This is a genomic window from Marivirga sericea, from assembly GCF_900177665.1.
Taxonomy (GTDB): Bacteria; Bacteroidota; Bacteroidia; order Cytophagales; family Cyclobacteriaceae; genus Marivirga; species Marivirga sericea.
In genome coordinates, this window is the sequence record NZ_FXAW01000005.1 from 274716 (window position 1) to 295305 (window position 20590).

Annotated in this window: 19 protein-coding genes and 1 riboswitch; of the genes, 10 read left to right on the forward strand and 9 right to left on the reverse strand. The window is 35.6% G+C overall.

The features are described 5' to 3' along the window. Nucleotides 1-43 precede the first annotated feature (43 nt). The 4 genes from B9Y84_RS13025 to B9Y84_RS13040 all read right to left on the reverse strand — a co-directional run bounded on the left by B9Y84_RS13025 (nucleotide 44) and on the right by B9Y84_RS13040 (nucleotide 5231). Nucleotides 44-2989: a tetratricopeptide repeat protein gene (locus B9Y84_RS13025; RefSeq protein WP_085517820.1), complete on the reverse strand. Its 2946-nt coding sequence runs from the start codon at nucleotides 2987-2989 to the stop codon at nucleotides 44-46. A 184-nt stretch (nucleotides 2990-3173) separates the two neighbouring features. Then, nucleotides 3174-3599 (reverse strand): response regulator, encoded by a 426-nt coding sequence (locus tag B9Y84_RS13030; protein ID WP_085517821.1) that lies wholly within the window; start codon nucleotides 3597-3599, stop codon nucleotides 3174-3176. Further along, on the reverse strand, nucleotides 3592-4728 hold the full coding sequence (locus B9Y84_RS13035) for a sensor histidine kinase (RefSeq protein ID WP_176223795.1): 1137 nt from the start codon (nucleotides 4726-4728) through the stop codon (nucleotides 3592-3594). Before B9Y84_RS13035 ends, B9Y84_RS13030 begins: the two co-directional genes overlap by 8 nt. A 23-nt stretch (nucleotides 4729-4751) precedes the next feature. Continuing rightward, the gene (locus B9Y84_RS13040) at nucleotides 4752-5231 is read right to left on the reverse strand and encodes a hypothetical protein (RefSeq protein ID WP_085517823.1); all 480 of its coding nucleotides are present in this window, start codon (nucleotides 5229-5231) and stop codon (nucleotides 4752-4754) included. A 216-nt stretch (nucleotides 5232-5447) separates the two neighbouring features. Between B9Y84_RS13040 and B9Y84_RS13045 the strand changes: the two genes are divergently transcribed. Then, nucleotides 5448-7697 carry an FUSC family protein gene (locus tag B9Y84_RS13045; protein WP_085517824.1) on the forward strand — a complete coding sequence of 750 codons (2250 nt, stop codon included), beginning with the start codon at nucleotides 5448-5450 and terminating at the stop codon, nucleotides 7695-7697. Between the two features lie 12 nt (nucleotides 7698-7709). Here the strand turns inward: B9Y84_RS13045 and B9Y84_RS13050 are convergent, their stop codons facing one another. After that, entirely contained in the window at nucleotides 7710-8273 is a 564-nt protein-coding gene (locus tag B9Y84_RS13050) for a YdeI/OmpD-associated family protein (protein ID WP_085517825.1), read from the reverse strand. Between the two features lie 109 nt (nucleotides 8274-8382). Between B9Y84_RS13050 and B9Y84_RS13055 the strand changes: the two genes are divergently transcribed. Continuing rightward, nucleotides 8383-8853: an OsmC family protein gene (locus B9Y84_RS13055; protein ID WP_085517826.1), complete on the forward strand. Its 471-nt coding sequence runs from the start codon at nucleotides 8383-8385 to the stop codon at nucleotides 8851-8853. Between the two features lie 13 nt (nucleotides 8854-8866). Here the strand turns inward: B9Y84_RS13055 and B9Y84_RS13060 are convergent, their stop codons facing one another. Both B9Y84_RS13060 and sucD read right to left on the reverse strand, forming a co-directional pair. Beyond that, nucleotides 8867-9331 carry a YehS family protein gene (locus B9Y84_RS13060; protein ID WP_085517827.1) on the reverse strand — a complete coding sequence of 155 codons (465 nt, stop codon included), beginning with the start codon at nucleotides 9329-9331 and terminating at the stop codon, nucleotides 8867-8869. Nucleotides 9332-9472: 141 nt separating this feature from the next. Beyond that, on the reverse strand, nucleotides 9473-10345 hold the full coding sequence (gene sucD, locus B9Y84_RS13065) for a succinate--CoA ligase subunit alpha (protein WP_085517828.1): 873 nt from the start codon (nucleotides 10343-10345) through the stop codon (nucleotides 9473-9475). Nucleotides 10346-10493: 148 nt separating this feature from the next. Between sucD and B9Y84_RS13070 the strand changes: the two genes are divergently transcribed. From B9Y84_RS13070 to rimK, 8 genes are all read left to right on the forward strand, one after another. Further along, nucleotides 10494-10643, forward strand: a complete 150-nt coding sequence (locus B9Y84_RS13070) for a DUF2256 domain-containing protein (RefSeq protein WP_221406430.1) — start codon at nucleotides 10494-10496, stop codon at nucleotides 10641-10643. A 49-nt stretch (nucleotides 10644-10692) separates the two neighbouring features. Beyond that, nucleotides 10693-12183 carry an NAD(P)H-hydrate dehydratase gene (locus B9Y84_RS13075; protein WP_085517829.1) on the forward strand — a complete coding sequence of 497 codons (1491 nt, stop codon included), beginning with the start codon at nucleotides 10693-10695 and terminating at the stop codon, nucleotides 12181-12183. Nucleotides 12184-12224: 41 nt separating this feature from the next. Then, nucleotides 12225-12590, forward strand: coding sequence for a T9SS type A sorting domain-containing protein (locus tag B9Y84_RS13080; protein WP_085517830.1), 366 nt, complete (start codon nucleotides 12225-12227; stop codon nucleotides 12588-12590). Between the two features lie 107 nt (nucleotides 12591-12697). Then, a complete protein-coding gene (locus tag B9Y84_RS13085; protein WP_085517831.1) occupies nucleotides 12698-13372 on the forward strand; it encodes a lysoplasmalogenase in 675 nt (224 codons plus the stop codon). 148 nt (nucleotides 13373-13520) lie between these two features. Continuing rightward, nucleotides 13521-13613, forward strand: a riboswitch (SAM riboswitch). Between the two features lie 345 nt (nucleotides 13614-13958). Next, nucleotides 13959-15287, forward strand: a complete 1329-nt coding sequence (locus B9Y84_RS13090) for an O-acetylhomoserine aminocarboxypropyltransferase/cysteine synthase family protein (protein ID WP_085517832.1) — start codon at nucleotides 13959-13961, stop codon at nucleotides 15285-15287. Beyond that, the gene (locus B9Y84_RS13095) at nucleotides 15274-16290 is read left to right on the forward strand and encodes a homoserine O-acetyltransferase family protein (RefSeq protein WP_085517833.1); all 1017 of its coding nucleotides are present in this window, start codon (nucleotides 15274-15276) and stop codon (nucleotides 16288-16290) included. Before B9Y84_RS13090 ends, B9Y84_RS13095 begins: the two co-directional genes overlap by 14 nt. Next, nucleotides 16277-17470, forward strand: a complete 1194-nt coding sequence (locus B9Y84_RS13100) for a homoserine dehydrogenase (protein WP_085517834.1) — start codon at nucleotides 16277-16279, stop codon at nucleotides 17468-17470. The genes B9Y84_RS13095 and B9Y84_RS13100 overlap by 14 nt, the downstream gene beginning before the upstream one ends. Before the next feature lie 49 nt (nucleotides 17471-17519). Then, a complete protein-coding gene (gene rimK / locus B9Y84_RS13105; RefSeq protein ID WP_085517835.1) occupies nucleotides 17520-18431 on the forward strand; it encodes a 30S ribosomal protein S6--L-glutamate ligase in 912 nt (303 codons plus the stop codon). 183 nt (nucleotides 18432-18614) lie between these two features. Here the strand turns inward: rimK and clpX are convergent, their stop codons facing one another. Further along, nucleotides 18615-19853, reverse strand: coding sequence for an ATP-dependent Clp protease ATP-binding subunit ClpX (gene clpX / locus B9Y84_RS13110; protein ID WP_085517836.1), 1239 nt, complete (start codon nucleotides 19851-19853; stop codon nucleotides 18615-18617). Continuing rightward, nucleotides 19853-20521 carry a ClpP family protease gene (locus B9Y84_RS13115; protein ID WP_085517837.1) on the reverse strand — a complete coding sequence of 223 codons (669 nt, stop codon included), beginning with the start codon at nucleotides 20519-20521 and terminating at the stop codon, nucleotides 19853-19855. The genes clpX and B9Y84_RS13115 overlap by 1 nt, the downstream gene beginning before the upstream one ends. Nucleotides 20522-20590 lie beyond the last annotated feature (69 nt).

Genomic DNA, 20590 nt, shown 5'->3' on the forward strand with positions numbered 1-20590 from the left:
CCCAAAAACTAATACAAATGTAACATGACCAAATAACGGCCTTTCAAGGAACTATGGACTCATATTGAGAAGGAATCACCCCATACTTTTCTTTAAAGCATTGAGTAAAATAACTTAAGCTGTTGAAACCTGTTTTGTAAGCTACTTCGCTGACCTGCATACCGTTGGAAGATAACAGATCAGCCGCTCTTTGTAGTCGAAGGTTTCTAATAAATTCGCTAGCGGAAAAATCCGTAAGTGCTTTCAACTTCCTATGCAACTGCATGCGGCTCATTGCCATTTCTCCCTGGAATTTTTCTACAGTAAATTCATTATCTTCAATATGCGAATCTACTATTCCAAGAGCTTTCTGAAGAAATGCTTCATTAGGATCTGTAACCTCTATCTTGGACGGAGAAACAGTTATTCTTTTGCTATAAATCGACTTTAAATGGGCTCGTTGGGAGATCAAATTCTCCATTCTTGCTAGTAACTCTTCTGTATTAAAAGGCTTTGTTAGATATTCGTCTGCACCAGTTTTCAAGCCCTCTAACTTACTACTGACATCCGCTTTAGCCGTCAGCATAATAATAGGTATGTGACTAGATCTTTGATCCTCTTTTACTTTTTTGCAAAATTCCAAGCCATCCATTTTAGGCATCATCCAGTCAGAAATGATAATATCAGGAATTAGTTCCATTGCTCTTTCTACTCCAGCTACTCCATTTTTAGCTTCAAATACAGTATACTTTTCAGAGAGCACAGACCTAATATGATGGCTGAGATCGAAGTTATCCTCTACTATCAAAGCAATTGGAATGCCTTCCTTCTCCTTAATTTGATCCCATTCTATTGAATCATTAAACGTACTGGCTGGCTTTAAAGGCTCAGTCAATGATGCATCTATTTCTTTCTTTTGGTAAGCACTTGCCTCAATTGGGATAGAAAATTTAAAGGTGCTTCCAACACCTACTGCACTATCTAGCGATATGCTGCCATGATGCAATAGGACCAATTCCTTTGTAAGTGTTAGTCCAATGCCTGATCCACCGCCTTGCTCATTATTATCATTTTGATAAAATCGGTCAAATACTTTTCTCTGTTGCTTTTCTGAAATACCAGGCCCAGTATCTTTTACAGTAATATTTAAGTGTTTTTTCGCTGCATCAGCTTTCAGAATTATACATCCTCCGTCTGGAGTAAATTTGAAAGCATTTGACAATAAGTTATTGAGAATCTTTTGTAAATTATCTTGATCAAAATAGGCAGAAGTTGGCACATCTTTTAACTCGATTTTAAAATCGATATTTTTTGATGGTGCAAATGATTCAAAAGAAGCAACACTAACTTGTAAAAAATCATGCAGATTGTACGGCCTTACTGTTAGCTTTAATTTACCAGCCTCCAATTTAGACAAGTCTAGTAGTTGGTTAGTAAGTTCAAGTAACCTCTCGGCATTTCGCTGGATCAATTCCAAATCATGCTTAATCGGACTGTTCTGTTCGCTCTTCAACGCTTTACTGACAGGACTTAAAATAAGCGTGAGTGGAGTACGGAATTCGTGAGAAATATCAGTGAAAAAGTTAGTTTTTAACTGATCAAGTTCTTTTAATTTATTATTTGCCTTAGCTTTTACTTGTACTCTATTGTAGGCAACAGCTGCCAAAATTGCCAATATGAAAGCAATAATTATGACATAATTCCGAAAGTTAGTTTGTTGTAATACATTCAGATTGGCAATTTGATTTTCTGCACTTAGCAAATCGATTTCTTGCTGCTTTTGCTTCGTTTCAAAACGGGTCTCTAATTCATCAATCTGCTCCTGCTTTTCTTGATTTAATAAGCTATCGCTTAACTGCTTATATAATTCATGATATGCTAAAGCCTTTTTATACCTCCCTGAATTCTTATAAAGAGTACTAAGCGTTAATACGATATCGTCCTTAAGTGTGAGTAACGTATTCTTATCAGCAATATTCAGTGCTTCAATTAAGGTTTTTTCACTAGCTGAAATATTGCCCATAGCCAAATACACCTCCCCCATGCCATGTAAGCTATTGCACCAACCAGCATAGTGACTAATCTCTTTTTGAATTTGAATGCTTTCATTATAGGCAGCAAGAGCCTTTAGGTACAATTTCTTCTCATAATAAACTGAAGCAATACTAGTCAGTACCTCTGAATAAAATTGGCGCTCATTGATCGATTTATAGATATCCATGGCCTTCTGGTAATAATCCAGTGCTTCTGGTAGATTACTCTTTGATCGTTCCAGGGAACCCAAATGTTGATGGATGAATGCCAAGGCATACCAGTTTTCGGATTGACTGGTCATCTCTTTTGCTTCCAATAAGTAATCCATTGCTTTTTCCGGATTATTTAATTCAATATGCACTAGTCCAATATTAACAAGTGCCACCTCCTCGATAGAAGGGGGACCTATATCAGCCGCTTTTTGATAATAAATTAGCGCATCTTGTAAAGCCCCTTGAGCAAGGCTAATATTACCCAAATTGTTATTGGCACTGGCGGCTATACGTAGATTACCACCTGAAAAAGCAAGCTCTTCGGCCTTCTTGAATTCGATAATCGCTTGCTGCCATTTACTGAGTTGATTATACGTATTACCTAATCCCACATAAGCATCGAGAATACCCAAGTTGTAATTTATTGGTTCAGCAAGTTTAAGAGCTTTCCCAAAAAAATGGAAAGCTGAGTCGTTTTCGCTTCTAACCCTATAAATATAACCAAGAGAGTTGTAAGCCTCTACCTCTCCTTTGTGATAATTTATAGCTCTACTAAGGTCAGCTGCTTCTCTAGTATATTGAATTACTTCTTCAGGATTAGAGTAGTATAAATCGGTATAAAAAAATTGAAGATAGGTCTTTACTTTGTTTGAATCGTTATCCTGATCGCTCAGGATCTGACGAAGTGAGTCAATTTGGGTTTGACCAACAGAAAAGAAGCCTAAAAGAAAACTAACTAAGAATAAGAGAATTATTTTTTTCACAGGACAGCATCTTATCCTTATGAAGTTATACGTTTTGTTTGATTAATACAATATAAAACAGTAGAAAAGTTAAATTCAGAGCGAGAAAGTAGTAAAATTTCAGATTAGAAAATCGAGCAGCACTAAAACGTCTGAACTTAATTACACCACTATAAACAGTTAAGGTAAATTCAATATATTATCTTCAATTAACAACAAAATTTTCTTTCGCAACTTTCCAAAACGCTTCAGGTGTAAGAGGTTTGTGTACAAATTCCTTAACAATAGGAATTTTGGCTGCACGTTCTTTATCATCAGGATTATCACTGGTGGTGAGTATAGTAACTACTGACCTTTCATGAATATCTTTAGATAATTCATTATATTCTTCTAGAAAATCCCAACCATTCATACCCGGCATGTTAATGTCTAAAAAGATTATTCCAGGTAGCGGATAACCTACGAAATCACCTTTCGACAGTAAAAAGTCTAGACCTTCTTTAGCCGACCTTGCGGATTGTATATGCATATCAATTCCCTCGTCCTCCAAAATCATTTGGTGGTAAAAGTTTGTTGCCTCATCATCGTCAATGAGCAAAATGCATTTCAATTTCTCAATTTTATTAGTCATAAGGTTTTTCAATAGTAAAGTAAAAAGAGCTACCTACTCCCTTGGTTGATTTGATCCATATCTTCCCACCATATAGCTCAATAATCTTACGACTATAGGCTAATCCTAAGCCAGTTCCATCATATTCTTCTAATGGATTTAAACGTTGAAAGATTAAGAAAATTTTATTGTAGTCTTCTTCGGCAATCCCAATCCCATTATCTGTCACGCAAAATTCTACATGATTGTTACTTTCCCTCGCAGACACTTCAACCACTGGCGATACATCTGGTTTTCTAAATTTAAGTCCATTAATGATCAAATTTTGAAAAAGCATCCTTAATTCTAGGGGATTGCCTTTGACCATTGGTAATTTCCCAACTATAATCTCTCCATTATTTTCTTTTAAGTAAGAATTGAGATCGAGTACTATATCTTCAACCATTTCCTGACAAGAAACTTCTTGGACTTCTCTTTTATTCCCTAACCTACTAAATTCTAGCAGACCTTTAATCATAATAGTCATCCTATCAGAAGCAGAATTAACATAATCTAAAATTCTCCTCCCTTGATCATCAAATTGACTATAATACTTTTTTGAAAGCAATTGAGTCATATTTCCTATCGTCCGAAGTGGCTCTCTCAAATCATGACTTGTGATACTCGTAAAACGCTCAAGCTCCCGATTCTTAATAACTAAATCGGCATTCAGATTTTCAAGCTTTTGTTTATTTTTTGATAGCTTTTCTTGCTGAATATCCAATTTAATAACTTTATCAAGTAAAATTTCCGAACTCTCCGAAAGCTGTTTATTAATAATTTCAAGTCTTGAAAAACCACTTTTAGCAATAAACACAAGCATCACACTTATCCAAATAACGACCAAAGAAATAACCATATTCATTTGAGATATATCACTAGGATCGCTAAGCATTTCCTCTGAAAATCCCATAGCTATAATAGTCAGAATCGTGCAGAGTAGAGCAATGTAGATACTGGTATACCTTCCAGGCAGGAGCCAACTGTATAAAATCACAATAGTGTATACACTAGCTACCGCCACAGTGCTATCTGTATTTAAATCTATTATAAAAATAACAGCTGTAATGAGTGCCGCCATAATAACTAATACAGCATTTTGTAGGCGCATCATGGATTTACGGTCGGAAAGCATTAACCCTCTTGATTATGCAATTTCTGCTTAAGTGCTTCAATCTCTGCTTCATACTGTTTTACTTGTTTTTCTAACTGATAGGTTTTGAGTTTATCCTCAGGCTTAGTTTCTATTAACTTTGGCAAATCCCGAATTAAAACAAAAGCTGTTGCCAAACTTACAATAGCAGTCAACGCCCTTAATAATGCACTAAGTCTGTAACCAGGCCAATAAAACATAATGGCATCAATTAAATGTGTGCTTCCACATAATATAATAAATGCACCGAACAACCAAAAAACGGGCAAAAAAGGTAGGTTATGTCTTTTTTGAATAAAGAAAATAATGATAGCAGGAATAACAAAATAGGCCAACCAAATGGCAATATCACTTGTTATATATAGCCAACCATGAAATGATGACCATTCTCCACATACCCAGCGTGCTGGCCAATCTTCTGCTGAAAAAAGTTTATTAAAAAATTCTATTACTTGTTCCATATGTCAATTAAGTACTTACAAAAGTAAATATAAGCGTTCCTTTGATAAATAAAAACTCACACTTCACCGTGAAAGTACTTTAAATATTCTTACAGATTTTCCGCTGACTTATTAAAATACTGACTATTTGTTAGGACATAATCTTAAATAAAAAATAGTTTTAAAACTGAACTGTTTTGACTTCTTTTGAGTACAATAGAGCAGGCATTACTTTCTATGACAAAAAGCTACTTCCAAAAGATTCAAAATTTTCTCAAAAGCCCAGATTTTCTTAAATCAGCTTTAGTCACTTTTGGAATTGTTGTGCCGGTTTTGATTGGTTTGAAAATTGAGCAACTCCCCTACTTCCTAAGTATTTCGATAGGTGTATTTTTAACATCAAGTAGCGATGTTCCGGGTAGCCGCAAGCATAAAAGCATTGGGATTTTAATTGCTACAGCAATAGCGGTATTATCGACAATTATTGTCACTTATGCAGCTTCAAACCTCTATTTATTGCTTCCTGTACTGGCCTTGGTTATTTTTGGAATATCCTATATTTCAGTTTATGGTTTTAGAGCTTCTTTAATATCTTTTGCCGGTTTATTGGCTATAGTGTTGAGTTTTGCCCATCAACAGATTGGATCTGAAATTTTTATTAATGCCATGTTTATTGGATTTGGAGGACTTTGGTACCTATTGCTATCAAGCCTTTTCCATTCTCTACTTCAAAAACGCCAAATCAATAACAATTTGACTGAATGTTTTCTATTGACCGCTCAATACATTCAAATCAGAGGAAAACTAGCTGTTGCAGAACAAGATGAAAAAGAGTTGAAAAACGAATTGTATGATCTACAAGTCAATATAAATACTATCCATGAATCTTTGAGAGAGCTATTACTTACCGACAGACAAAGTTCAGGTTTCTCGAATTACAAAAGAAAGCAGTTGCTCATATTTATTGAGCTCATTGATATACTGGAGCTTTCAATTGCCAATCCAGCAAATTATAGTAAAATTAACAGCCTATTCAAAAATCAGCTGCACTTTGTCAATCCATTTATTGATTTGGTGTTTAAACTGTCTGAAAGAATGGAAGAAATGGCAATAGCCATGCAAAAAGGTAGAAAACTTGAATCTAGTGAAGACTTAGCACCTATGATTCAAAAGTGCCTAGACAGCATCCAAGACTATGTCGAAGAAATTAAGCTCCCAAAAGCTCGCGAAGGGGCTCTATTACTACATAATTTGCTTGACTATGAAGAAAATCAACTGCAAAAACTCCGATCTGTCGAAAGAGTTTTCTATAACTTAGAAAATCAGGATAAAGTGGGTTTGAAGAATAAGGAGGGAAAACAGTTTATTACACAGCAAGATTATGATCCCAATATTCTAAAAGAAAATTTTAGCTTTAAATCACCGATCTTTAAGCACGCTGCCCGCCTTACCATAGCTATGGTACTTGGATTTAGCATCGGTACCTATTTTTCTTTGCAAAATACTTATTGGATTTTACTGACGATAGTAGTCATCATGCGCCCGGGCTATACTTTGACCAAAGAGCGGTCGAAGCATAGATTATATGGAACATTAATTGGGGCAGCCATTGCTGCTGTCATCGTTTTAATCACACAAAACAGTTATGTCTATGCTGTTTTGTCCATAATATCGCTCACCATGGCATTGAGCTTTATTCAGAGAAACTATAGAACCTCTTCGATATTTGTAACCACTAGCATCGTTTTTATTTATGCGCTTATCAATCCTGACGCCTTTGAGGTAATCCAATTCCGGGTTGTGGATACATTGATTGGCGCTTCCATTGCTTTTGGCGCAGGATCACTTCTTTGGCCAGCTTGGGAATCTGATAGTATTAGAACCAGCATTATCCAAACCTTAAGAGCCAACCGTAAATACCTGAATGAAATAAATCAATTCTATCACCAATCCGAAGGCTTGACGGATTACAAATTGGCGAGAAAAGAGGCCTTTCTGGAAATGGGAAACTTAAATGCAGCTTTTCAACGAATGAGCCAGGAGCCTAAATCCCAGCAAGAAAATTTAGGTAAAATCAACGAAATTGTAGGCTTAAATCACACTTTTTTAGCTGCTATGGCTGCATTAGGCACATTTATTCTGAATCGACAAAATGATAAAGTATCAGAAGATTTTGAAATCATTTTAAAAACAGTCGATACTAATTTAAGGCAAGCCTTGCAAACTCTTCTTCAAAAAGCACATACAGAAAATATAGCAGCAGAAAAACTAGAAGAAGCTTATCAACACCTAGAAGAAAGATTCGAAAATCTGGTGGCTATTCGAACGAAAGAACTGGAAAAAGAGGAATCGAAACCCATCGACCCTGAATTCAGAAAGAATTTGCAAGCAAGTCGGCTAATAACCGACCAATTGAAATGGTTAGTGAGCATATCAGAAAATCTGAAGAAAGTGATGCTTTCATTTGATAAAGATTCTGAAAACTAAAATAACATAATCTCACTTTCTATACTGATCATTTAGCCCAACACCTTGGTGCACCATAGACTTTATTTTCTCTAGCCTGCTGATTTTTGTCGCTTCTCTTTTGGCTGTGTCGATATACTCAGCAAATTCTTTCTGCTTAAAGGGCGTGAGTTCTTGGAAAGCTATTTTAAAAGCTTCTTCAGATTCAAAAGCTTCTTCTAAAAGAATAGGGATTTCAACTTTATCAGATTTTTCAGCTTTCCACCTTATCCCATTCTTTTCATTTTCAATAGCTTCATGAATGTATTTTGAAATTTTCTTAGCATCCATTTCATTAATTGCTGCAAATTTCCAATGACGCATTGCTTTGGTTTTGCCTTTCTGCACATTTTCTAAAACTTCGTAAGGATCCTTTAAATACACTCCGCTATAAAACCACAAGCCCACGTGATTTTTAAAGGCTCTTATCATTAATACATTTCCATTATTAATAGTATAAACTTCTCCTCCCCATTTTCTCGTTTTTTCTAATGATGTCTGATTGATTAGGGCTCTCAAAAACTCAAGCTCATCATGCCATTTTTCGGATTTTCCCATAGACAATTAGTTGAAAAGTGATACAATTTAACAAGTAAAATCTGGAACCTATTTAAATCAGCACTTGAATTTTACTAATTTCACAAGCAATCAAATCACCATTAGTAAAATGACATCACACCATTATCAATCTCAAATCAAATGGACAGGTAATTCTGGATCTGGAACAAAATCCTATACTTTTTACGAAAGATCATATGATATTATTGTAGCCAATAAACCTACTTTAAAAGGAAGTGCTGACTCAGCTTTTCGAGGCAATGCCGAACTCCATAATCCCGAGGACTTGTTTTTAGCCTCCATCTCTTCCTGCCATATGCTTTGGTATCTTCACTTATGTTCAACCCATCAAATCACAGTACTAGCCTATAAAGATAAAGCGACAGCCACCATGAAAGAAACAGCGGAGGGAAAGGGACATTTTACGGAAGCAATACTAAATCCGGAAGTTGAGATTATAGAGCAAGACAAAATTGAATTAGCACAATCACTGCACGAAAAAGCAAATGAGTTTTGTTTCATTGCTAATTCATGTAATTTCCCTATTCATCATAAACCTACCACAATAATTCAGAATTGAATTCCAATTTGGTTTACCTATTACCTCTGTATTTTAATTGTAGCCCATTAAGAAAATTTCTAAGATACTGATCCAGAAAAGGCCTATATTGTGATTGCTTAGAATTTCTTAAGAATGCAGTAATCTCGTGCTGACCAATTGGTTTGCCTGCTAATTTAAAGACTTCTGCAATATCTTCGGTTCTCATTGTTAAAGCAATTTTGAGCTTCTTGAGAATGGTATTGTTATCTAATATTTTTTCAGGTTTAGGTTGTTCACCATCTCTTTTGCCCCTTTTTTCATTTATCAATCCATTTAGAAATGTAGCCAATTGATCATCGTGAATATCTTTATAATCTGCATGGTCATCATTTTTTAACCAGTCGGTCACAAGTGACCTAGTAACCTTATAATCTGCACTTTCAAAAATAGCCATCATTTGTTCATCACTAAAATCAAAAGTATAGCGGATTCTTTTCAAAATGTCATTATTGGTCATCTTTGATAAATTAGATTGCTATAAATGAAAAAGACTGTTTCAATATCGATGATAACTCTGTATGAAAGTATATCTCAAATTTTGAAACAGTCTCTAAGTATATCATTTTTCTAGATTCCTGAATCTAGACTCTTGATTTTATTATGATAACGCTTTTTTCATAGTCTCTCCGATATCAGCAGGGGATTGAACTACAAATATACCGCATTCATCCATGATTTTCATCTTAGCTTCTGCGGTATCGTCTTTCCCACCAATAATTGCCCCAGCATGCCCCATTCTTCTTCCTGCAGGAGCCGTTTTACCAGCGATAAAACCTACAACAGGTTTTTTGTTGCCAGTTTCTTTAATCCAACGAGCAGCTTCAGCTTCATAGTTTCCACCAATCTCGCCTATCATTACTATAGCTTCAGTTTCATCATCTTCCATTAACATTTTTACTGCCTCTTTTGTAGGAGTACCAATAATTGGATCACCACCAATACCGATAGCTGTAGAAATTCCGAAACCTGCTTTCACAATTTGATCTGCTGCTTCATAAGTTAAAGTACCTGATTTAGAAACGATTCCAATTTTTCCTTTTTTGAAAACAAAACCCGGCATTATACCAACCTTAGCTTCCCCTGGAGTAATTACACCAGGACAATTCGGGCCAACCAAAGTTAAATCTTTACCTTGTATGTAAGTCTTAGCTTTCATCATGTCTTTCACAGGGATCCCTTCTGTAATAGTAATTATCACCTTAATTCCAGCATCAGCAGCTTCCATAATGGCATCTGCAGCAAATGCAGGTGGAACAAAAATGATGGATACATTTGCACCAGCTTCTCTTACAGCATCTTCCACTGTATTGAACACAGGTCTGTCCAAATGTTTTTGACCTCCTTTACCAGGAGTAACACCACCTACCACGTTGGTACCATATTCTATCATTTGCTCAGCATGGAAAGTCCCTTCTGACCCAGTGAAACCTTGTACAATTACTTTAGAATCTTTATTTACTAAAACGCTCATTATGCTCTGTTTAAAGTTTTTGCAAAAATAGAAGAAAAGCCTTCATTCACAAAGTAATTTCGTGCTTGTTTCCGAATAACTTATAGAATGATAATCCAAACAATCATTAAACTCTTTGATTATCATCAGTAGAAAACAAATACAAGCAGTGTCTAAAATCGTTAAAAAAAGTAATCTACCTACCAAGATTTGTACAGTATGTAACAGACCCTTTAGGTGGCGCAAAAAATGGAGAAAAGACTGGGAGAATGTTAAATACTGTAGTCAAAGTTGCAGTAGAAAGGCTAAGAAGCTATAGTTGACTTCTAGGTGATGAAAATTTCCCCATTTTTGCTAACTTAACTTTTATGAAAATCTTGAGTGTTGAACAGATCAGAGAAGCGGATCAATATACCATCAAAAACCTACCCATTACTAGCATTAATTTAATGGAAAGGGCAAGCGAAGAAGTAGTGAAATGGATTTCCCCCTATTTCTCAACAGATTATGATATAATCATTTTAGTTGGGTCAGGTAATAATGGTGGGGATGGTCTAGCTATTGGCAGGTTATTATCTAAGCTGAATTATAAAGTACGCATACTCTTGACTATGGGAGAAACTGGATCACCCGACTTTGAAGAGAATTTAAAGAGATTAAAGCTAATCAAAACAGTAAGAATCTTGAACGATTTCGATTTCATAAACGCTGATAAAAAGAGCATTTACATTGATGCTATATTTGGCTCAGGTCTTTCACGACCCATAAAAGGTGAAATTGCCAGCTGGATACAAAAAGCAAACGAGGCCAGCGGTACTAAAATAGCTATCGACATACCGTCAGGACTGTTTGCTGACAAGCCAAGTCCAGATGAAACAATATTTATATCAGACTACACACTAAGTTTTCAAGTTCCAAAACTTGCATTTATGATGGCCGAAAACCAAGCATTCATTGGCCATTCTGAAATACTAGACATTGGTTTATCAAAAGAATTTATTAATAATTGCTTAAGCGATTATTCAATTTTTAAAATTACAAATTATCATAAATCATCATTAAAAGTGGCCTCTATAGCTCATAAAGGAATAAGAGGACGAGCTGCAATAATTGCAGGTGGACATGCAAGGATGGGAGCAGCAAGTTTAGCCGCAAAAGCAGCACTACATTCGGGAATTGGCTTAATATCAGTCCAAGTATGTCCACCTTGTATAAACATAATTCAAATTCAAATACCTGAAGCCCTAATTCTAGCAGATGAAAATGAATATGCCCTTGGATCTTTTCTTGACTATGAAAAACAGGATGCTCTGGTTTTTGGCCCTGCCATTGGTTTTGCAAATAAGACAATCAAACTTCTTGAAAAAATCCTTAGTCACTATAAGGGACAGTTGATTTTAGATGCTGATGCTATCACAATTTTAGCTGAGCATAGAGAATTACTAGAACTTTTACCTAAAGGTACCATTTTAACCCCCCATCATGGAGAATTTAAAAGACTGGTCGGAAAATATGATAATAATTTTGAGGCCTTGATGCAACTAAAGTCCTTCTGTAAGCATCATAAGGTTGTAATGATTTTGAAAGGACAACATACTGCTATTTGTGATGAAAAAGGTTTTGTTAGTTTCAATACGACTGGCAATAATGGTATGGCAAAAGGTGGAAGTGGAGATTTATTGTGCGGAATCTTGGCAGGAATAGCTCCAAGAGTAAAAACACCTTTTGAAACAGCAAAGTTGGCAGTATATTTGCATGGAGTAGCGGGAGACCAAAGTTTGAAGGAATTTGGTGAGAACTATATGACTCCTTCAACTATGATCTCAAATTTGAAAGAAGCGTTTAAAAGTATCGAATAAAAATTAATAACATAAAACGGCTTTTGTCGTAAAAAATTGTAATGAAATATCTTATCAACATATTAGTCTTAACCATATTCTGCTTTAATTTATTTAACGCAAAAGCAGCAATTAACGACCCTACGGGTAAGAGTGATAATGTTGAAATCGTTAAAGCGCTTCATTCGGCAGAAGTTTACCCTAATCCTGCTAATGATTATATTTATCTCAAAATAAATGATAAAGCTTTTTCTGCAGATGTCAAAATTGAGGTAATGAGTATCATTGGAAATAAGATGACGGTCTCCAATGATAGAATTGAATCAGGCCTGTACAAAATAAATTTGAAAAACATCCCAAGCGGCCATTATTATGTTATGGTTACCATAGACTCAGAAAAAAGCCTAAAGAAATTTGTTAAAAAATAGTTTAGGACTAGCCAGATCTATTTCAATTGAAGAAATCTAATCCTTCTTTAAATAAATTCTCTTTTTTTATCGAGTAATAATAATTACTTTTCGATAAATACTTCAGCATGAATTTTAAAGCATATTTTTATTGGATAGTAGGGATTCTTGAAATAATTTCACTCACTTTCGAAATTGATCTGCTTCACCAAATATGCAAGCCCCTATTGATGATTGCTTTACTAATCTATTTCTGGGAAAAATCAGATAATAGAAAGGACGAAAAGTGGGTTAGCTACGTAACTCTTGCTTTAGCATTTAGTTGGATTGGCGATATCATGCTACTCTTCACATTCAAGCATTTTATGTTCTTCTTTGCTGGAATAGGAGCCTTTTTGAGCGCTCATATTGTATTTATAATAGCTTACAAGAAAGCTACCTTTAAAGATAAATTAGCAATTAAATGGTCAGTTTTTCCTTTCATCGTTGTTGCCTACCTAGCATTAATGGCCTATTTAATTTTACCATATATTGACAGCGTAATTCAAGTACCCGTTACTTTATATGCCTTAGTATTGGCATTAATGATCTTAGTTGCATGGTTTCGAAAAGGTAATACTACGGACGAAAGCTTTCAATTAGTGGTTTTGGGAGCTACTTTGTTCACTATTTCAGATTCAATTTTAGCAATCAATAGATTCTCCCACACCATCCCTTTTTCGGGAGTTGCTATAATGGGTACTTACATTATCGCTCAGTGGTTAATTGTGAACGGACTACTTAAGCACCGAAGTAATAAGTAAAAAATCAATAAAATAATTACTATACAAATTAACTTTTTACCATATTTTATTTGGTTTAAAATTTAATTTCAAAATAACTCATTTTTATTTCTTGTCACATTTGTTTTAATCGAAAAGCTTTTTCTACATTTGAAGTATTATTGAAATCAATTTATAACGAAGAGGTAAGAGACAGGCTCTATGATCCTCTGGCAACCTGATTCAAGGTGCCAAATCCTGCCCGAACAGGGAAATATAAATATGAAAACATTGCATAGCTCACTTAGAAGCGTACTTCACGCTAGCGTCAAATCAACAGGATTAGCATCTCATAATAATCCTTTTTATCAAAACAATACTACAGATCTTTACATGCGAATGTGCATGTGCTGTTGTTGCTAACTAACAGCTCAACTCTAATTGGATTCATTCTGATAGTCCGAAGGGAAAATCTACATCCTTTTTGTTTTTATAAACCCTATCTGAATTAGTTTAATCCATTCAAATTCAATTATTTAATTAATCGTATATACTCAATTGACTTTTCGATTGAGCTCAACTTTACAAATTACTATTTCAAGAAATATCCATTTTAAATTTAAAAATTATGTCAACTACACAGAAATTCGAAACATTACAATTACATGCAGGTCAGGAAATTGATCCAACTACTAACTCCAGAGCAGTTCCAATATACCAAACCACTAGTTATGCTTTTAATAATTCTGAGCATGGAGCAAACTTATTCGGCTTAAAGGAATTTGGGAATATCTATTCAAGAATCATGAATCCAACCAATGATGTATTTGAAAAAAGGATTGCTGCTCTAGAGGGTGGTGTGGCTGCAGTTTCAGTTGCTTCCGGTCAAGCGGCACAGTTTATCGCTTTAACAAATATTCTTGAAGCAGGTGACAATTTTGTTTCTACTAAATATCTTTACGGAGGAACTCACATACAATTCAAAGTTTCATTCAAGAGATTGGGCATCGAAGCAAGGTTTGCCCCAGATGAGGAAGTGGAGTCTTATGAAGCTTTAATTGATGAAAATACGAAAGCCATTTATCTGGAGACTATTGGAAACCCAACTTTCAACATTCCAGATTTTGAGGCAATTTCTGCTTTAGCCAAAAAGTATGACTTGCCTTTAATTGTAGACAATACCTTTGGTGCAGGAGGTTACTTATTTAGACCTATTGAACATGGCGCCAATGTAGTGGTAGAATCTGCTACTAAATGGATTGGAGGGCATGGAACTTCTGTCGGTGGCGTATTGGTGGATGCAGGAAACTACAATTGGGGCAACGGAAAATTTCCACAGTTTTCTGAGCCATCAGAAGGTTATCATGGACTAAATTTCTGGGAGACGTTTGGAGAAGGAAATCCTTTAGGACTTCCAAATATCGCTTATGCTATCAGGGCCAGAGTAGAAGGATTGAGAGATTTTGGTCCTGCACTGAGCCCATTTAACAGCTTCTTATTGCTACAAGGTTTAGAAACGCTTTCATTAAGAGTGCAAAGAACAGTCGATAATGCTTTGAAATTAGCTTACTGGTTGGAGAAACACCCTCTAGTAGAGAAAGTAAACTATCCGGGATTAGAAAGTAGTAAGTACTATCAATTAGCTAAAAAGTACCTTCATAATGGTTATGGAGGAGTCTTATCATTCACTGTCAAAGGCGATAAAGAAGAAACAAAGGCTTTTGTGGATAATTTGCAATTAGTAAGCCACTTGGCCAATGTGGGAGATGCTAAGACTTTAATTATTCAACCATCTGCTACTACGCATCAGCAGCTGTCAGATCAGGAGCAATTATCAGCTGGTATCACGCCAAATATGTTAAGAGTATCGGTTGGAATCGAGCATATTGACGATATAATCGGAGACTTCACTCAATCCTTTCAACAGATCGAAGAGAAATCATATGCCACAGCATAGGTTACCATATAATTTTCAATTAGAAAACGGGGAAACCCTGCAAGGAGCATCTCTTAATTATGAAGTTTTAGGAGAAATTTCAGACGGTAAGGAAGTGGTTTGGGTTTGTCATGCTTTTACTGGAAGCGCCACCGTCAAGGATTGGTGGTCTTCCCTTTTTCTCGAAAATGGTGGGTTTATTGATCTAAATCAGCACATTCTGATTTGCGCAAATTTATTAGGCTCATGTTATGGAAGCACTGGACCAGATACGATAAATCCTGAAACTGGAGAATCCTATGGTGGCGATTTTCCTTCAATTACAAACAAGGATGCAGTAAGAGCCTTTATCGAATTAAGGAAGGAGTTAAAGATTTCTAAAATTCATTATTTAATCGGAGGCTCATTAGGTGGTCAGCAGGCGTTGGAGTGGTCCATTTTGGAACCCGAAATTATAGAAAATCAAATTCTAGTGGCTTCCAATGCTAGACATTCCGCTTGGGGGATTGCCTTTAATGAATTGCAAAGACAAGCTATTGAGCTAGGTGTAAATGGTACTGAGATTGACAAGCAAAAAGCACTTTCATTAGCGAGGAGCATTGCTATGTTGAGCTATAGAAGTTACGCGGACTTTGAAAGTAGCCAAAATGGAAAAGCGGCCAATGGTGACTGGAAAGTATCATCCTACTTAAAATATCAAGGTAAGAAATTCAACGGAAGGTTCAGCAATAATAGTTATCGAATACTTTCCCAAATGATGGACGCTCACAATATAGCTGAAGGAAGAGGCGATAATCTGAAAGAAGTGCTGGCATCGATAAAAACTAGAACCCTGTGCATCGGGATTGATAGTGATAATTTATTCCCGCTAGCGGAGCAAAAGTTCATTAGCGATTATATTCCTTGTGCACAACTGGAAGTTATCAAATCCTCAAAGGGACATGACGCATTTTTAATAGAAGGAAACTTGATTTCAAAATTCATCAAAAAACACTTAAGTAATACTTTATATGAAGAACTTTAAAGCAGGATTATTTGGATTAGGTGTGGTAGGATCCGGAGTTTACACGGCTCTTCAGCAAAATCAAAAATATGGAATTAGCATAGAGAAGATAGCCGTAAAAAATATTGATAAAGAACGAGACTTCGATTTACCTACCGGAATTCTCACTGCGCAATCCGATGAAATTTTAGAAAATGAAGACATCGATTTCATAATTGAATTAATAAATGACCCGGAAGAGGCTTTTACTATTGTTAAAAAAGCATTTGAAAAAGGTAAATCAGTGGTGAGTGCCAATAAAAAAATGGTGGCACTTCATCATCAAGAATTATTGGAACTAAGGGAGAAATATGGTGTCAAATTCTTTTATGAAGGTGCCGTTTGCGGAAGCGTTCCAATTTTACGGTTGCTCGATCAACATTACAAGTCAGACAAGATAAAATCTGTAAAGGCCATCGCTAATGGGACTTGCAATTTTATTCTTTCTAAAATGACAGCTGAAAATCAGGATTACGATTCAGCTTTAAAAGAGGCTCAAGATTTGGGTTTTGCTGAGTTAGATCCATATTCTGATGTAAGTGGTGAGGATACTCGCTTCAAATTAGCGATCATGGTTTATCATGCCTTTGGAATTTTTGTTCATCCTCAAGAAATCCCGTTGGAAGGAATTGATTATTTGGATGAAACACTCGTCCAATTTGCTCAAAAGCATCAATTGAAAATTAAATTGATTGGAGAAGCCTGTAATATAGGAGGCAAAATTAATGCAAAAGTAGAGCCGCAATTGGTCAATGAAAAGCAGGATTTCTATAATATTGAAAATGAATACAATGGAATACTTGTCAATGCTGAATTTACAGCTGAGCAATTTGTCAAAGGAAAGGGAGCAGGAAGTTTCCCTACAGCATTAGCTGTTCTGTCTAATTTGAAAGATTTGATATACGATTTAGCTATCGCTAAGTATTCAATTAAGCCAAATATTACATACTCTACAGAAATTGAAAGGGAAATCTACTTTATAGGAGGATTTGAAACCGAGCTATCAGGACTTGAGATATTAGCTAAAGACGAAACTTACTGCTTAGCAAAATCCGATTTTAAAGAATTGGAAAAACTTAAACAAAAGCACCCTAATCTGTATTGGGTAAAGATATCTCAAGATATTTATGAAATTATTAAAAATCAAGAGGTTTTGATTTAGGTTAGCCGTCTTTTTTGATTTACTTTGGCTTATAAAAAAAGAATCAATAATGAAAATTGCAGTCCTATCAAGAAATCCCAATTTATATTCTACTAGAAGACTTGTTGAAGCCATAGAGCAAAAAGGTCATGAAGCACTTCGCCTTGACCATATGCATTGTGATATAATAATGGACGAGGCGGGGCCCTCTATTTATTATCACGGTGAAAAATTAGAGAAAATCGATGCTATAATCCCCCGGATTGGTGCTTCGGTTACTTTTTATGGTACGGCTGTAGTTCGACAGTTCGAAATGATGAAAACATTTAGCGCAGTGGATTCATTGGCTATTACCCGTTCAAGAGATAAACTTCGAAGTTTGCAAATTTTGTCTCGTTCAGGATTAGCCATGCCAAGAACTGCTTTCACTAATCATTCCGAAAATGCTGGAGATTATATTTTGGAGCATTTAGGAAAAGCACCTGTCGTTTTGAAATTATTAGAAGGTACTCAAGGATTAGGTGTCGTTTTAGCGGAAACACGAAAGGCTGCAGTTTCAGTTATTGAAGCTTTTGAAGGGTTAAAAGCACGAATTATTATGCAAGAATTTATTAAAGAGGCCGGAGGAGCTGATATCCGTGTTTTTGTAGTAGATGGAGAAGTGGTAGGTGCAATGAAAAGGCAAGGGAAAGAAGGCGAATTTCGTTCTAATTTACACAGAGGCGGCTCTGCTAACGTTATTAAATTGAGCCGTGCTGAAAAGGCGGCTGCTTTAAAAGCAGCCAAGTCCATGGGATTAGCTATCGCAGGTGTAGATATGCTGCAATCTTCTCGCGGACCTTTAATCTTAGAAGTGAATTCTTCTCCAGGTTTAGAGGGTATCGAAAAAGCAACAGGAAAGGATATTGCTTTAAGAATTGTGGAATATATAGAGCGAAGCAAGGACAAAAAACGATTACCTAAAGATAAAGTAAAAGCGTAGTTTAAGATACAATATTTTAGAACCTAGAATCAAAACGAAGTTAAGATTCTATTTTTTATGATTATTTTCAATTTTTCACTTACCTCTTGTATTTAAAAATATATAGCACAAAAAAAGGAGATTTATCGAACGATAAATCTCCTTTTTACAGTCTAAAATCTGATATCTAGGTTCTAGAATCTCCTACGCAACCCTCAAGTTTTTATATTTCGATTTCTCGAATTTAGAAGCAGCATATTTTTCATCTATGATCAATTCCGTTCCAGATGATTCCCCATCGAATTCGAACATGGCATCTGTCATGATAACCTCACAGATTGACCTTAAGCCTCTGGCACCCAATTTGAATTCCACTGCTTTTTGTACAATATAATCTAAAGCAGAATCCTCAAACACCAATTTAATTCCTTCCATATCAAACAGTTTGGTATATTGCTTAACCAAGGCATTCTTCGGATCAGTTAAAATTGATTTTAAGGTGTCTTTACTTAACGGATCTAAGTGAGTTAAAACTGGCAACCTTCCTATCAACTCTGGTATTAGACCAAAATTCTTCAAATCCTGAGCAGTAATATATTGTAGTAAGTTTTCCTTATCTATATCTTCCTCTCTCGTATCTGCTTTGGCAAAACCTAAAGGAGTAGTGTTCAATCGGGAAGCAATTCCTCTGCTAATTCCATCAAACGCACCACCACAAATAAACAGAATATTTTCAGTATCCACATTGATCATTTTCTGGTCAGGATGCTTTCTACCACCTTGTGGCGGAACATTTACAGAAGTCCCTTCCAATAACTTCAACATAGCTTGCTGTACCCCTTCCCCACTTACGTCTCTTGTAATTGAAGGATTGTCTGATTTACGTGCTATTTTATCTATCTCATCAATATAAACGATACCTCTTTGTGCAGCCTCCACATTATAATCAGCAGATTGTAAAAGTCTTGTTAAAATACTTTCAACATCTTCACCCACATAACCCGCTTCGGTTAAAACAGTAGCATCAGCAATACAAAATGGAACTTGCAAAATTTTAGCTAAGGTTTTAGCCAAATAGGTTTTCCCTGTTCCTGTTTCTCCTACCATAATGATATTTGACTTTTCTATTGTCACATCATCTTTAGTAGATTTTTGCATCAATCGCTTGTAATGATTATAAACTGCAACTGAAATAAACTTCTTAGCTTCATCTTGCCCTACAACATATTGATCCAAATGCGATTTCATTTCAATCGGGCGAATCAAATTAAATTTAGGGTCTTTTGAAGATGATTTTGTTTTAACCTCCTCTTGTAAAATTTGCTGTGCTTGAGCAATACACTTATCGCAAATATGCGCATGTATTCCTGAAATCATCAAATCAACATCTTTTTTATTGCGTCCACAAAAGGAACAGGTTACTTGTGTTTTGTCTTCTGCCATTACTTTCTCACTAATACTTCATCAATCAATCCGTATTCTTTAGCTTCTTCTGCTCTCATCCAGAAGTCCCTATCAGAATCTTTTTCTACTTGCTTATACGTTTTACCACTATGTTTAGACAGTATGTTATACAAATCTTCTTTAACAGAGAGGGTTTGTTTCAAAGAAATCTCCATATCAGAAGCTTGACCTTGCATACCACTCATCGGCTGGTGAATCATTATTCTTGCATGTGGCAATGCTGACCTTTTCTTTTCAGCTCCACCTGCTAATAAAACAGCTCCCATACTTGCCGCCAATCCTGTGCAGATCGTTCCTACATCAGGGGAAATGTAATGCATGGTATCATATATACCTAGACCAGCATAAACAGAACCCCCAGGGCTATTAATATATAGACTAATATCCTTTTTTGCATCTACGGATTGTAAGAATAATAATTGAGCGGTAATTACATTAGCTATATTATCATCTACCTGCATACCTAAGAAGATAATTCGATCCATGATTAAGCGGGAAAAAACATCTATTTCCCTGAAATTGGTGGGGCGTTCTTCAATCACAGCTCTGGTCATATTTTCTACCTGCTGTACATATGAGTCCACCAAACTACCTGATAAGCCTTCGCCTTTAACGGCAAACTTCCTAAATTCCTCTTTATTAATCATTTAAGTATTTTTGTTATAAATACAAATTTAAAAAAAAAGTCCTTCTTTAAAAGGACTTTTCAATTAACG

What these genes read in the sequence shown, in the direction of transcription:
- B9Y84_RS13030 (WP_085517821.1), bottom strand. Translation starts at nt 3,599, where the DNA reads ATGACTAATAAAATTGAGAAATTGAAATGCATTTTGCTCATTGACGAT.
- B9Y84_RS13035 (WP_176223795.1), bottom strand. Translation starts at nt 4,728, where the DNA reads ATGCGCCTACAAAATGCTGTATTAGTTATTATGGCGGCACTCATTACA.
- B9Y84_RS13040 (WP_085517823.1), bottom strand. Translation starts at nt 5,231, where the DNA reads ATGGAACAAGTAATAGAATTTTTTAATAAACTTTTTTCAGCAGAAGAT.
- B9Y84_RS13045 (WP_085517824.1), top strand. Translation starts at nt 5,448, where the DNA reads ATGACAAAAAGCTACTTCCAAAAGATTCAAAATTTTCTCAAAAGCCCA.
- B9Y84_RS13050 (WP_085517825.1), bottom strand. Translation starts at nt 8,273, where the DNA reads ATGGGAAAATCCGAAAAATGGCATGATGAGCTTGAGTTTTTGAGAGCC.
- B9Y84_RS13055 (WP_085517826.1), top strand. Translation starts at nt 8,383, where the DNA reads ATGACATCACACCATTATCAATCTCAAATCAAATGGACAGGTAATTCT.
- B9Y84_RS13060 (WP_085517827.1), bottom strand. Translation starts at nt 9,331, where the DNA reads ATGACCAATAATGACATTTTGAAAAGAATCCGCTATACTTTTGATTTT.
- sucD (WP_085517828.1), bottom strand. Translation starts at nt 10,345, where the DNA reads ATGAGCGTTTTAGTAAATAAAGATTCTAAAGTAATTGTACAAGGTTTC.
- B9Y84_RS13075 (WP_085517829.1), top strand. Translation starts at nt 10,693, where the DNA reads ATGAAAATCTTGAGTGTTGAACAGATCAGAGAAGCGGATCAATATACC.
- B9Y84_RS13080 (WP_085517830.1), top strand. Translation starts at nt 12,225, where the DNA reads ATGAAATATCTTATCAACATATTAGTCTTAACCATATTCTGCTTTAAT.
- B9Y84_RS13085 (WP_085517831.1), top strand. Translation starts at nt 12,698, where the DNA reads ATGAATTTTAAAGCATATTTTTATTGGATAGTAGGGATTCTTGAAATA.
- B9Y84_RS13090 (WP_085517832.1), top strand. Translation starts at nt 13,959, where the DNA reads ATGTCAACTACACAGAAATTCGAAACATTACAATTACATGCAGGTCAG.
- B9Y84_RS13095 (WP_085517833.1), top strand. Translation starts at nt 15,274, where the DNA reads ATGCCACAGCATAGGTTACCATATAATTTTCAATTAGAAAACGGGGAA.
- B9Y84_RS13100 (WP_085517834.1), top strand. Translation starts at nt 16,277, where the DNA reads ATGAAGAACTTTAAAGCAGGATTATTTGGATTAGGTGTGGTAGGATCC.
- rimK (WP_085517835.1), top strand. Translation starts at nt 17,520, where the DNA reads ATGAAAATTGCAGTCCTATCAAGAAATCCCAATTTATATTCTACTAGA.
- clpX (WP_085517836.1), bottom strand. Translation starts at nt 19,853, where the DNA reads ATGGCAGAAGACAAAACACAAGTAACCTGTTCCTTTTGTGGACGCAAT.
- B9Y84_RS13115 (WP_085517837.1), bottom strand. Translation starts at nt 20,521, where the DNA reads ATGATTAATAAAGAGGAATTTAGGAAGTTTGCCGTTAAAGGCGAAGGC.